At 66.9% G+C, this 12,441-nt stretch carries 10 protein-coding genes; 5 read left to right on the forward strand and 5 right to left on the reverse strand.

What is annotated here, in order from left to right; all coding sequences use genetic code 11:
* The first annotated feature begins 1 nt into the window (after position 1).
* Positions 2 to 418, forward strand: coding sequence for a (deoxy)nucleoside triphosphate pyrophosphohydrolase (locus tag ACM61V_RS09220; RefSeq protein ID WP_137785767.1), 417 nt, complete (start codon positions 2 to 4; stop codon positions 416 to 418).
* On the opposite strand, the gene ACM61V_RS09225 is transcribed toward ACM61V_RS09220, so the two are convergent.
* Positions 415 to 1,488: a sensor histidine kinase gene (locus ACM61V_RS09225; protein WP_171007493.1), complete on the reverse strand. Its 1,074-nt coding sequence runs from the start codon at positions 1,486 to 1,488 to the stop codon at positions 415 to 417. The genes ACM61V_RS09220 and ACM61V_RS09225 overlap by 4 nt on opposite strands.
* A 157-nt stretch (positions 1,489 to 1,645) precedes the next feature.
* Here ACM61V_RS09225 and ACM61V_RS09230 point away from each other — a divergent pair, with 157 nt between their 5' ends.
* The 3 genes from ACM61V_RS09230 to ACM61V_RS09240 are packed head-to-tail and all read left to right on the forward strand — an operon-like array spanning position 1,646 to position 7,469.
* Positions 1,646 to 2,890 carry an efflux RND transporter periplasmic adaptor subunit gene (locus ACM61V_RS09230; RefSeq protein ID WP_249341433.1) on the forward strand — a complete coding sequence of 415 codons (1,245 nt, stop codon included), beginning with the start codon at positions 1,646 to 1,648 and terminating at the stop codon, positions 2,888 to 2,890.
* Positions 2,887 to 6,045: an efflux RND transporter permease subunit gene (locus ACM61V_RS09235; protein ID WP_137785765.1), complete on the forward strand. Its 3,159-nt coding sequence runs from the start codon at positions 2,887 to 2,889 to the stop codon at positions 6,043 to 6,045. Before ACM61V_RS09230 ends, ACM61V_RS09235 begins: the two co-directional genes overlap by 4 nt.
* Complete coding sequence (locus ACM61V_RS09240) at positions 6,042 to 7,469, forward strand: efflux transporter outer membrane subunit (RefSeq protein WP_137785764.1); 1,428 nt, start codon at positions 6,042 to 6,044, stop codon at positions 7,467 to 7,469. Before ACM61V_RS09235 ends, ACM61V_RS09240 begins: the two co-directional genes overlap by 4 nt.
* A gap of 7 nt (positions 7,470 to 7,476) precedes the next feature.
* Here ACM61V_RS09240 and ACM61V_RS09245 read toward each other — a convergent pair whose 3' ends face one another.
* The 4 genes from ACM61V_RS09245 to ACM61V_RS09260 are packed head-to-tail and all read right to left on the reverse strand — an operon-like array spanning position 7,477 to position 11,120.
* Positions 7,477 to 8,148 (reverse strand): response regulator transcription factor, encoded by a 672-nt coding sequence (locus tag ACM61V_RS09245; protein ID WP_137785763.1) that lies wholly within the window; start codon positions 8,146 to 8,148, stop codon positions 7,477 to 7,479.
* Positions 8,149 to 8,189: 41 nt separating this feature from the next.
* On the reverse strand, positions 8,190 to 8,744 hold the full coding sequence (locus ACM61V_RS09250; protein ID WP_249341432.1) for a ParB-like protein: 555 nt from the start codon (positions 8,742 to 8,744) through the stop codon (positions 8,190 to 8,192).
* Positions 8,704 to 10,392, reverse strand: a complete 1,689-nt coding sequence (locus ACM61V_RS09255; RefSeq protein ID WP_137785761.1) for a SulP family inorganic anion transporter — start codon at positions 10,390 to 10,392, stop codon at positions 8,704 to 8,706. Before ACM61V_RS09255 ends, ACM61V_RS09250 begins: the two co-directional genes overlap by 41 nt.
* Positions 10,393 to 10,445: 53 nt before the next feature.
* Positions 10,446 to 11,120: a TetR/AcrR family transcriptional regulator gene (locus tag ACM61V_RS09260; protein ID WP_212742162.1), complete on the reverse strand. Its 675-nt coding sequence runs from the start codon at positions 11,118 to 11,120 to the stop codon at positions 10,446 to 10,448.
* A gap of 89 nt (positions 11,121 to 11,209) precedes the next feature.
* Here ACM61V_RS09260 and ACM61V_RS09265 point away from each other — a divergent pair, with 89 nt between their 5' ends.
* Positions 11,210 to 12,436, forward strand: coding sequence for an acyl-CoA dehydrogenase family protein (locus tag ACM61V_RS09265; protein ID WP_137785760.1), 1,227 nt, complete (start codon positions 11,210 to 11,212; stop codon positions 12,434 to 12,436).
* The last annotated feature ends 5 nt before the right edge of the window (positions 12,437 to 12,441 follow it).

The raw sequence follows: 12,441 nt of genomic DNA on the forward strand, positions 1-12,441 counted from the left end.
CATGACCATCCAGATCGAACTTTTTCCGGTTGTCGCCGTGGCGCTCACCGATCCGGCCGGTCGCGTGCTCATGCAGCGCCGGCCGGCCGGGAAGGCGCTGGCAGGGCTGTGGGAGTTTCCCGGCGGCAAGATCGAGCGCGGCGAATCGCCGGAGGACGCCTTGTGCCGGGAGCTGAAGGAGGAACTGGGCATCGTCGTGCACCCGGCCGATCTCGCGCCGGTGACCTTTGCGAGCCAGCGGCTCGATGCACGGCATCTTGTATTGATGCTGTTCCGCTGCCGTCGCTGGAGCGGCGAGCCGGATGCGCTGGAAGCCGCGGAATTGCGCTGGGCCGACGTGGAAGCGCTATCGGCGCTGCCAATGCCTGCCGCCGATGAGCCGCTGCTGGCTGCATTGCGGGCGGAGCAGGCTCGCTAGCGGGTTTCAGCCGCTCGTGAGGAGTCGGCGTCGTGCGCGGCCATGGGAAAATGCAGCGTCGCGATCGTCTGCCCGTCGCGGCGCGCCATCGCGATGTCCCCGCCCAGTTGCGAGGCGAGCGCCGCGATCAGGCGATGGCCCAGATGCGTGCCGTTGTCAGCCGCTGGCGTGAAGCCGACGCCGTCGTCGCTGACCGTCAGTTGCATCGCATCGGTTCGGAACGGATGTGGCCGCAGTTGCACGCTCACGTTACCCGGCCGATCGTCGGGATAGGAATGTTTGGAGATGTTGGTGAGCAGCTCGTTCGTGATCAGGCCCAGGATCACCGCCTGTGCGAGCGGAACCGCGCATCGATCAACATCGACCTTCAGCGAGATCGGCCGCATGCTGAAGCGGGTCTGCTGCATATCGTTGCAAAGGCTGCCCAGGAATGTGCTCAGTTCGACCTGCTCGCTGGTGGCTTCATCCACGCGCAGGCGCTGATAGACCCGGCTAAGCACGATGAGGCGAGACATCAGGCTCTCCATCGCGGTGACGGTTTCGGGATTGCTGGATTGGCGCGAAGCCAGCGAGGCGGTGGAAACCAGCATCGCGAGATCGTTGGCCAGCCGATGCGAAAGTTCGCGCAGCAGGGCGGTGGCGCGATCGCGGTCCGCCGTCGTTTTCTCGAGCTCCGCCGCAAGCAACTCGTAGCGTCTGGCCGAACGCGCGGCGAACCACACGACGAGCAAGCCAAGCGCCACCGTGGCGACCAGCGCTAGCGCATCATCGGGGTTCAGCACGGCCAGACCCTCACCCGGCAGCGCGAACGCTAGCGCAAGCGCCCCGAGGCCGACGCTCGCGAACCCCGCGTTTCGACCAGCCGTGATCGCGATGACGACGAAGCTCAGCGCCATGAAAACGAACAGGAGCCACGGGCGATCCGGCCACAGATGAAGCGACGCTGCGGTGACGCCCGCGATCAACAGAAAACAGCCGAGCAGCGAGGCGGCAGCGCGAGGGAGGGATGGAGACACGTCAGGCTTCTCCCGCCCGCGCGGGATACGGTGATGCGGGCCGATCGTGGGCATCGTGCGCATCGTTGCTTACGTCGGCCTTACTGCCGGATCGGTGCTATCCGCGCGTGGTGCTTAACGTAATGTCCATGTAAGCGACGTGGAATAGAGCGCGCCAATTAGGCTCGCCAATCCGGGGGGCGTGGCACCAGCTGGCTGCGGGTAGAGCATTTTGACCGACCATTCAGTTTCTCACTCACCATTGCCGCCGGCGCGCAAAATCGGCCGCGGCGGGCAGATCAGGCTTGTCGCGCTGGTGGCGGCGGCGGTGATCGCGATCCTGTTGCTGATCGCCGGCGTGCGTGCGCTGTTCACGACCACGCCGCCGCCTGCGGCCAGGTTGCCAGCCGGCGCTTTCCGGCCGACCCGCGAGCAGCTCGCGCAGCTCACGATCGCGCCGGTGACGGCCGGGGCGGACGCGCAGCTCGTCCGCGCGAGCGGCGCGATCGCGGTCGATGGCGATCGCAGCGCGCCGGTCCTGTTGCCTTTCTCCGGGCAGGTGCTGGCCGTCTATGTCGAGCCGGGGCAGCGCGTCGCGAAGGGGCAGCCGCTGCTCCGCATCGCCTCGCCGGAAATGGTGGACGCGCGCAACGCGCTGCTGACGGCCAGCGCACAGCGCGCGACCGCCGCCGAATCGCTCAGGGTGGCGCAGGCCAATGCTACGCGGCAGAAGGCGATCTACGAAACCGCCGGCGGCGCGCTGAAGGATTTCTCGCAGGCGCAGGCCGATCTGGTTGCGGCGCAATCGACGTTGCGTACCGCGGAATCGTCCGTGCGGGCGGCGCAGAATCATCTGGCGATCTTCGGCCGGCGCGGCGACGGAGACGGGCGGCCGGGGCAGCCCGCAACCGTCTATCGCGCGCCGGTCGCGGGGCTGATCGCAGACCGCAGCGTCGCGCCGGGGCAATACATTGCCGCCGGCAGCGGCACGCCCTTGATGACGATCACCGATCCAACCCGAGTGTGGCTGGTCGCCCAGGTGGCGGAAAGCGATGCCGCCGCCGTGCACGTCGGCGATCAGGTGCAGGTGACGACGCCGGCGCTCCCGGGCCGCAGTTTCGATGCGCGGATCGAGAATGTCGGCGCGGCGCTCGATCCGAACAGCCATCGGCTGCCGGTGCGCGCCTCGATCAGCAACCCCGATGGCGCGCTTAAGCCACAGATGTTCGCCTCGTTCACGATCCGCCGGCAACTCAGCGGTGACAATGCCGTGCTGGTGCCGGGATCGGCGATAATCCACGAGGGGGATAACGCCCGCGTCTGGGTGCTCGGTCGAGACGGGCTGCTGTATGCCCGGGCCGTGCGCGCCGGTGCCAGCGATGGCGGTTTTACTCGTATCCTTCAGGGGCTGAAGGCGGGCGATCGTGTGGTCACCCGGGGCGCGCTGTTCGTGAACGAGGCGGGTCTCGATCAATGAACCGGCTGGTGGAGCTGGCGCTGCGCCAGCGGATGCTTGTCCTCACGCTCCTGATCGGCCTTGTCATGGCGGGGGCGGTCGGCTTCGCGAACCTCAATATCGAGGCGTATCCGGATCCCGTGCCCCCGATGGTGGAGGTGTTGACGCAGAGCGACGGCACCTCGGCCGAGGAAATGGAACGCAATGTCACCACCCCGATCGAGGTGGCGATCGCGGGGCTGCCGCATGTGACGGCGGTGCGCTCGATCTCGTTGTTCGGCCTGTCCGACGTGAAGATCCAGTTCACCTACGACGTGACGTTCCGGGAGGCGGAGCAGCTCGTGCTCGGTCGCCTCTCCCAGATTCCGCCGATGCCGAATGGCGCGCAACCCACGCTGTCACCGACCAGCCCGATCGGCGAAATCTACCGCTACCAGGTGGTCGGGCCGCCCGGCTATTCGGTGATGGACCTCAAGACCCTTCAGGACTGGGTGCTCCAGCGCCGCTTCAAGCGCCTGCCGGGCGTCGTGGACGTTACCGGCTGGGGCGGGAAGCTGCGTACCTATGAGGTGCAGCTCGATCGAGACCGGCTGGTCGCGCACGGCGTGACGGTGCCGGCGGTGCTGGCGGCGCTCGGCAAGAGCGACGGCAATGTCGGCGGCCAGACGGTGAATTTCGGTGAGCAGGCGGCGATCGTGCGCGGCGTCGGGCTGATCCACTCGGTCGATGCGATCCGCGACACGATGGTCGGCATGGCCGGTTCGACGCCGGTGCTGTTGCGCGATGTGGGCACGGTGAAGATCGGCAACATGCCGCGCCTGGGCATCGCCGGGGATGGGGCCGACGACGATATCGTCATGGGCATCGTGCTGATGCAACGCGGCGCACAATCCATGCCGGCGATCCGCGCGGTCGAGCAGGAGGTGGAGACGATCAACGCGGGCGGCGTGCTGCCGCCGGGCGTCCACCTCGAACGCATCTACGACCGTTCGAACCTGATCGGCGTGACGACGCATACCGTGATGCACAACCTCGTCATGGGCGTGCTGCTGATCTTCGCCCTGCAATGGCTTTTCCTCGGCAATCTGCGCAGCGCGCTGATCGTGGCGGTGACGATCCCGTTCGCGCTGTCGGTCGCCGTGCTGGTGCTGATCCTGCAAGGGGAATCGGCGAACCTGCTGTCGCTGGGCGCGCTCGATTTCGGGCTGATCGTCGATGCCGCGGTCATCATGGTGGAGGCGATCTATCGCCGCATGGCCGAGCGTTCGCATGCGATCGGCAGCGGGCGGATCAACGCCAGCACGGCAAACCGCTTTTCCGCGATCCTCCATGCCTCCACCGATGTCAGCCGGGGCATCTTCTTCGCCGCGGCGATCATCATCGCCAGCTTCCTGCCGCTGTTCACGCTGACGGGGGTGGAGGGGCACATCTTCGGCCCGATGGCCAAGACCTATGCCTATGCCATCGCCGGCGGGCTGGTGGCGGCCTTTACCGTGGCGCCGGTGCTGTCGGCGTTGCTGCTGCCGGACAAGCTTGCCGAGGTCGATACCTGGGTGGTGCGGCAATTGCGGCGCGCATCCGAGCCGGCGGTGTCGTTCGCGCTGGCGAACCGCGTGCTGACGCTGGGGTTGACGGGCATCGCGCTGGCGGTGTCGCTGTTCGCGGTGCGTGCGCTTGGCGTGGAATTCCTGCCGCATCTGGAGGAGGGCAATCTCTATATCCGCGCGTCCCTCCCGGCGTCGATCTCGCTGGAGGCGGGCCAGCCGGTGGTGAACGGCATTCGCCGCATCGTCGCCGAGCGGCCGGAGGTGGAGCGCGTCGTCTCGACCCACGGCCGCCCCGATGACGGGACAGACGCGACCGGCTTCTTCAACGCCGAATTCTATGCGCCGCTGAAGCCTGCGGAGGATTGGCCCGCCGGGGCGAGCAAGGAGAAGCTCACCGCCGAACTGCAACAGAAACTGCAGGCGAAATATCCCGGCGTGGATTTCGAATTCTCGCAATATATCCAGGACAATGTCGACGAGGCGTCGTCGGGCGTGAAGGGGGCGAACTCGGTCAAGGTGTTCGGCAGCGATCTGGAGACGCTGGAAAAGGTGGCCGCCGAGATCAAGGCGCAGATGGCGCAGGTGCGCGGCATCGCCGATCTCGGCGTATCGGACTCGCTGGGCCAGCCGACCGTCCGCATCGATATCGATCGCAAGGCGGCGGCGCGCTATGGCCTCGCGCCGGACGACATCAATCAGACGATCGCGGCGGCGATCGGCGGTGGCTCCGTGGCGAACCTCTACGAAAAGGATACCGACCGCTATTTCCCGATCGTCGTCCGCCTCGATCCCGCGCAGCGCGGCGATATCGAGGCGCTGCGACGCATCACGGTGGGAGCGCCGTCGCCGGGTGGCAACGGGCTGGTCCAGGTGCCGCTGTCTGAGGTCGCGACGATCCGGCTGACGTCCGGCGCCTCCTTCATCTATCGCGAGCATCAGGAACGCTACGTCCCGATCAAGTTCAGCGTGCGCGGCCGCGATCTGGGAAGTACCGTGGACGAGGTGAAAGCCCGGATTGCCAGGCATGTCGTGCTGCCGCCCGGCTATCATCTCGAATGGGCGGGCGAGTTGGGCAACCTTGCCAATGCGGTGGCGCGGTTGCAGATCGTGGTGCCGATCAGCCTGTTGCTCATCATCGTGCTGCTGTTCGCGAATTTCGGTTCGATCCGCGATACGCTGCTGGCGTTCAGTGTGATTCCGATGGCGCTGATCGGTGGCGTGCTGGCGCTGGCGCTGACGGCAACGCCGTTCAGCATCTCCGCGGCGATCGGCTTTGTCGCGCTGTTCGGCATCGCGGTGATGGACGGCATTCTCGTCGTCGCGACGTTCAACAGCCACGTCAACGAAGGCTACGGGCATGAAGAGGCGATCGCGATCACGGTGCGCAATTGCCTGCGTCCGGTGGTGATGACGTGCCTTGCCGCCGCGATCGGGCTGCTGCCGGCCGCGATCTCCACCGGCATCGGCAGCCAGGTGCAAAAGCCGCTCGCGCTGGTGGTGGTGGGCGGCATGACGCTCGCGCCGGTGCTGATCCTGCTGGTGCTGCCGGTGCTCATCATGCGCTTCTCGCGTCACGAAAGCCTCGCCACGCGCGGGCCGTCGGCTGAGAGCCGGGGAGAGCCGGCATGACGCGCAACCTGTCCATTGCGGCATGCGCCGCGCTGCTCGTCGGCTGCACGGTTTCGCCGCGCCATCCATCTACCGAGGCCGCGCTGCCGCCCGCGCGCGCACAGGAAACGATCGTCTCGAACAGCGGCACCGCGCAGCGGCTGGATGTGGGCGCGCCCGCGCTCGCGGACTGGTGGCGCGCGTTCGGCAGCGTGAAGCTCGATGCGTTGGTGCAGATCGCGCTTGCGCATAACGAGGATCTCGCCAGCGCCGATGCCAGTCTCCGCCAGGCACGCGAACTCGCGCGCGCCGCGGCTGGCGCACAGGGGCCGCAGGTCGACGCCAACTATCAGGCGCAGCGCGCGCGCGTGTCCAATGCGTTGCAGACGCCGCTGAACGATCAGGGGCTGAATCCCTACACGCTGCATACCGCGCAGGTCACGGTGGCATATCCGCTCGATCTGTTCGGCGCAGGGCGAAACGCGGTTCGCTCCGCGCGGGCGGCGGCCGAGGTCGCGGCGCATCGGCTGGACGCGGCGCGCATCACCGCGGTTTCCAGCCTGGTCGTGGCCGTGATCCAGCATGCTGCGCTTGAAGCGCAGGTCGCCGCGACGCAAAAAGCGATCGCCGACAATCGCGCGCTCGTCGCGATGCTCGAACGCCGGCGCGCGCTCGGCGATGTGGGGCTGGTTGATGTCGCCGCGCAGCAGACCGTGCTCGCCAATGTCGAGGCGACGCTTCCGGGGCTGGAGCGCCAGCGCGATCATCAGGCGGGGTCGATCCTGTCGCTGATCGGCCGCCCTGCGGGGTCTGCGCTGCCCGATCTCCCCACGATCGACGAACTGCGCCTGCCGGCCGATCTGCCTGTGTCGCTACCCGCCGATATCGTTGCGCACCGCCCCGATGTCCGTGCGGCCGAGGCGCAGGTGCGCGGTGCGGCGGCGGACGTGGGCGCGGCGATCGCGGCGCGGCTGCCCTCGATCACGCTCAGCGGCAACGCCGGCGGCTCCGCCACGCGCTTCCTGGATATGTTCGCGAGCGGCAATCCGTTCTTCACGCTGCTCGGCAGCATCACCCAGCCGATCTTCCACTCCGGCGAATTGCGTCATCGCCAGCGCGCGGCAGAGGCAGCGCTGGACGCGGCCAAGGCGCAGTATCGCGCGGCCGCGCTCCAGGCGTTTCTCGATGTGGACGACGCCTTGTCGGGCCTGCGCACCGATGCCGCGGCGCTGGACGCCGCGACGCGTGCGGATACCGCCGCCAGCAGCACGCTGGCCATGACCCGGCGGCAGCTGGAGCTCGGCGCGGTCGGCACGCTGGGGCTGCTCAACGCCTCGTCTGCAGCATCGCAGGCACGCGCGCAGCGCATCCAGGCGGCGGCCGCGCGGCTTACCGATACGGTGGCGCTGTTCCAGGCATGCGGCACGCCGGTGACGGCGCGCTGATACCGGCTCACCGGGTCTGCAGCATGTAACCGACGCCGCGCACCGTTTGCACGGTCAGCGCCAGCCCGGCCTCTTTAAGATGCTTGCGGATACGGTGGATATAGACTTCCACCGCGTTCGATCCGAGCGTGTCGCCCGCGCCGAAAAGCTGATCTTCCAGCACGCGCTTCGGCACGACGCGATCGAGCTGGCGCATCAGCAGCTCCACCAGCTCTCCCTCACGGACGGAGAATTCCACCGGCGCGCCATCGACGCGAAACTGTCTCGCCTCCGTATCCAGCTCCAGCGCTCCGGCGCGCAAGAGGCGATCCTTGTAGCCGGATTCGCGCCGCAGGATCGCCAATACGCGCGCGTGCAGCTCGTCGAAGTGGAAGGGCTTCGACATGTAATCGTCGGCCCCGGCGCTCAGGCCGAGGATGCGGTTCTCCACCTCGCCGCGCGCCGTGACGACGAGGATCGGTTCGTTATGTCGCGCCGAACGCAGCCGCCGCAACAGATCGATCCCGTCTTCGTCGGGAAGCCCGAGATCGAGAATGACCAGTGCATAACGCGTCGTGCGGATCAGTATTTCCGCATCGCCCGCGTCATGCGCGATGTCGCAGTGCAGATGGCGCCGGCCGAACGCCTCGCTCATCGCCTCCGCAAGCTCGGCATTGTCCTCGACGATCAGCAATCTCATCGCGGTGCCATGGGGCGGGCGAGCCGTCGGTTCAACGCCGTTCAGCCATGCGGCCCTGCATATCCCGGCAGATAGGCGGCGTCGGCCCCGTGCGCGATCTTCAGCGCCCGTTCCACCGCGGTATCGAAATCCTTGTCGAGCAGCGCCGGCTTGAGCCGGGTGCGCAGGAAATCAGCCCACAGAAATTCGGAGAACGGCGTGTCGCTCTTGGCATAGCCGCCCGCCCGGCGCAGCTCCCCGGCCAGCGAACGGTAGGGGTCATCCGCCAGCTTGGTGATCTTTTTCGGCAGGTCGTCGATCGACTGCCGCGTGCCCCTCGCGTCATAGGGATGGAGCCAGTTGCGATTGTCCATGAACGTCAGGAAGGATTTCGGTGCGAGGTGGCTGAGATCGGCGACGACGCGCACCAGTACGCTTTCCTGACCCGCCTCGTGAAGCGCGAGCGCGAGATGATGGTTGTCGATCAGCCACGGGCGCTTTTTCGGGCCGATCACGGCGGGAACGAGATGATGCGACAGGAAATGCGCGTCCGCGTCCTTGGGGCGCTCCTGCCAGTCACGGCGCTTCCGCGCGACCTCTCGGTAGCCGACCGTCATCTGCGTCGGCCGCAGGTCCAGGATCGGGGTGGGTTGAAGCGCGGGGGTAAAATCCTGCATCGCCATTTCCTCTTATCGTCGCCACCGCATCCGCGACGCTGAAGCTGCTGCGCGCCACGAGCCTGTCCTGTCCCGCACGCAGGAACAGATCGCGGATATGATCGTGAACGCGCGCGAGTTGCAACCGGATGCCGTCGCGCGTCAGCCGGTCGTCGAATTCGATCAGGCAATCGAGCGCGGTACTGTCGAGGTCGGAGCTTTCCTCAAGACTGAGTACCAGCGCGTGATCGCCGTTCAGCCGCTTCGCGACATCGCCGAACACGCGCTCCGCATTGCCGAAGAACAGCGTCTGGGCGGGCCGCAGGATCGTCACGCCCGGCACGGGCCTTGCGTCCGGGTGGCGCCTCATATCGACGAAATCGTGCCCGCCGTCGAGCTGTCCGAGGTTCGCGATGTTCGGCGCGGCCATGCGCTGGATCAGCGCCGCGAGCGACAGGCCGATCGCGATCAGCATCCCATCCAGCACCCCGAACATCAGCACTGCCGCGGCGGCGGCGAAAGCGATGATCTCGTCACGACCGATCTTCCACAGATGCACGAATGGCGCGGGCGATAGCGCGTGGGTCAATGCGGCGATCACCACCGCCGCCAGCACCGCATCGGGCAGGTGCGCGATCGCCGGACGCCCGAACCATGCCAGCAATGCCAGCGCTACGCCCGCGACGACGGAGGTCCAGCGGGATGTGGCGCCCGCCGCCTCGCTTGCCGAGCCGCCCGAGAAACCCGCGCCCACCGGCATGCCCTGTACGAGCGCGGCGGCGAGATTCGCGCCGCCGATCGCCGCCAGCTCGCGATCGGGGTCGATCATATCGCCATGCCGCAGCGCGAGCGCGCGCATCGTGCCCCAGCTTTCCGCAAACAGGATCAGCGCCAGCGGCACGACAAGCTGGGCCAGCCGGGATGCCTGTCCGAACGAGAGGTTCGGCACCGTCGGCAGGCGCGGCGCCAGCGCAATGTCGCCGACGGTCTTTACGCCGTGTGCCGGCAGATCGAGCAGCACCGATGCCGCGATGCCGAGCGCCAGCACGACGAAGGCAACGGGCAGGCCGTGGAATCGCCGCAGCCCCAGCAGCAGCGCCAGCGCGAGCGCTCCCGCCGCCACGCTTGCGCCGTGCCATGCGCCGATATTGCCGCCGAGCGTGGTTATCAGCTTCAGCAGGTTGCCACCCGGCACCGCGATGCCGGTGATCGCCGGCAATTGTCGCAGGATGATCGTGATCGCCAGCCCGAGCGCGAAGCCGCGCAGCACGGGGCGGGCGATGAAGTTTGTCAGTGCGCCCAGCCGCAAGGCAGCGGCGGCGAGGAACACTATCCCCGCGAACGCCACCGCGATCGTTGTCAGCATCGCGCGGGTTGCGGCATCGCCGGGCATCGCGGCCAGCGCCGCGGCGAGGATCGCGGCGGAGGACGAAGTTGGCGATACGATCGCGAAACGGCTTCGCCCGATCGCGGCATAGGCGAGGCAGCCGGCGACGGCAGCGGTGATCGCGCGGGCAGGCTCCAGCCCGGCGATACTGGCATAGGCTACCGCCTCGGGCAGCAGCAGCCCGGCCACCGATATCCCTGCGACGATGTCCGCCCGCGCCATGTGCCGAACGCTACGCGCTTTCGCGCGCGGGGCAAGCCGCATCCGTCTGGATGTCAGCGCTGTTCGACCAGCGCCGCGATCGATTTCGCGATATGGGAAAGCGTGGCGTCGCGAGACCACATCGCGTGCGGGCGTGAATGATCCGCCAGTTCATTCTCTCGCGCGGCCATGATGCCGCCCAGCGCCGCGCCCATGAATACGAGGCGCTGGTTGAGCGATGCCGGGGAGACGTCGGCCATCAGCCGGCGAATATGCCGCAGGCACCGCTGATAGCCGGAATTCCACCGGTCGCCGAGCGCATCGGTCAGGATGTTGCGGTTCGACATCTGCACGCCGATCAGGAAGCGGTTATAGCATTCGCTGCACGTCGGCGCATCGAGCGAGACGGAGGTGCGGACGAGGCATTCCATTACTTCCAGCACCGTGCGGGGGCCGCCGCCCGCCTCCGCCTGATCGAGCCACGCGTTGCGGCGATCGTCGATCGCGCGCGCGCCATCGACGATCAGTTCGCGGATCAGCCGGTCCTTCGATCCGAAATGATAGGTGAGGGCGGCATGGTTCTTCTGCCCGGCGGCGGTCGCGATCTCGCGAACCGAAACGCCGTCGATCCCGCGTTCCGCGAACAGTTTCAGCGCGACCGCCTTGATCTGCGCGGCCGGCTCCGCGCGACCTGGTGTCACCGGGGTTTTCATCGCTGGCGGCGTGGCATTGACAGCCGACCGAGTCAAATGCTCTTATCCATATGGATAACCATGATGACGTGGGATAACCGGCGGCGCACGCGCCATCCCGGCAATGCCTTCGGGAGGGCTAGAGGATGAATTTCGAGTTTACCGAAAAGGTGGCCGATCTGCTGGCGCGGCTCGATTCCTTCATGGACGAGCATATCTATCCCAACGAGCGTGCCTATTACGATTTCGTCCACGACCAGGCGAACCTGTGGAAGGAATGGCCGGGGATGGAGGCGCTGAAGGCCAAGGCGCGCGAACAGGGCCTGTGGAACCTGTTCCTGCCGCACGAATATGGCGCGTTCTCGCCCGGGTTGTCCAATCTCGAATATGCGCCGCTGGCGGAGGCGATGGGGCGGGTGCCGTGGTCGAGCCAGGTGTTCAACTGTTCCGCGCCTGACACCGGGAACATGGAGGTGCTCGCCAGGTTCGGTTCGGCCGAGCAGCAGGAGCGATGGCTGAAGCCGCTGCTCGCGGGCGAGATTCGCTCGGCGTATGTGATGACCGAGCCGCAGGTCGCCTCCTCCGACGCCACCAATCTGGAGCTGTCGATCATCCCCGACGGCGGCTATTACCTCATAAACGGCCGCAAATGGTGGATCTCGAATGCGATGCACCCGCGGTGCGACATTTTCATCGTGATGGGCAAGACCCATTTCGACGCACCGCGCCACGCACAGCATTCGCAGATCCTCGTTCCGCGTGGCACCCCGGGCGTTGAGGTGGTGCGGCATCTCACCGTATTCGGCTCGCATAATTCACCGGGTGGCGAGGTGGAGCTGCGTTTTGACAACGTCCGCGTACCCAAGGAGAATCTTATCCTCGGCGAGGGTCGCGGGTTCGAGATCGCGCAGGGGCGGCTCGGGCCAGGCCGCATCCATCACTGCATGCGCTCGATCGGGCAGGCGCAGCGCGCGCTGGAATATATGGCGCGCCGCGTCGACAGCCGGGTCGCATTCGGCAAGAAGCTGGCCGATCAAAGCAGCATCCGTCAGGATGTGGCGCGCAGTTTCTGCGAGGTCGAGATGGCTCGATTGCTTACGCTGAAGGCAGCCGATGCGATGGATCGATATGGCAACAGGCGGGCGAAGGATCTGATTGCGGCCATCAAGGTGATTGCGCCGAAAATGGCGCAGACCGTTTCCGATCGCGCGATTCAGGCGCACGGCGGGATGGGAGTCAGTGACGACACGCCGATCGCATATTTCTTCACACTGAATCGTTACGTGCGGCTGACCGATGGGCCGGAAGAGGTGCATATGTCGCAGCTCGGCAAGCAGAAGATCGCCGAATATGTCGCCGCGAACGTGCGGTAAGCGTG

Origin of the sequence: Sphingomonas sp. TX0543 (assembly GCF_048565505.1) — a bacterium.
Taxonomy (GTDB): Bacteria; Pseudomonadota; Alphaproteobacteria; order Sphingomonadales; family Sphingomonadaceae; genus Sphingomonas.

Coding starts and splice junctions, on each gene's coding strand:
- ACM61V_RS09220 (WP_137785767.1), top strand. CDS start 2: ATGACCATCCAGATCGAACTTTTTCCGGTTGTCGCCGTGGCGCTCACC.
- ACM61V_RS09225 (WP_171007493.1), bottom strand. CDS start 1,488: ATGCCCACGATCGGCCCGCATCACCGTATCCCGCGCGGGCGGGAGAAG.
- ACM61V_RS09235 (WP_137785765.1), top strand. CDS start 2,887: ATGAACCGGCTGGTGGAGCTGGCGCTGCGCCAGCGGATGCTTGTCCTC.
- ACM61V_RS09240 (WP_137785764.1), top strand. CDS start 6,042: ATGACGCGCAACCTGTCCATTGCGGCATGCGCCGCGCTGCTCGTCGGC.
- ACM61V_RS09245 (WP_137785763.1), bottom strand. CDS start 8,148: ATGAGATTGCTGATCGTCGAGGACAATGCCGAGCTTGCGGAGGCGATG.
- ACM61V_RS09250 (WP_249341432.1), bottom strand. CDS start 8,744: ATGACGGTCGGCTACCGAGAGGTCGCGCGGAAGCGCCGTGACTGGCAG.
- ACM61V_RS09255 (WP_137785761.1), bottom strand. CDS start 10,392: ATGGCGCGGGCGGACATCGTCGCAGGGATATCGGTGGCCGGGCTGCTG.
- ACM61V_RS09265 (WP_137785760.1), top strand. CDS start 11,210: ATGAATTTCGAGTTTACCGAAAAGGTGGCCGATCTGCTGGCGCGGCTC.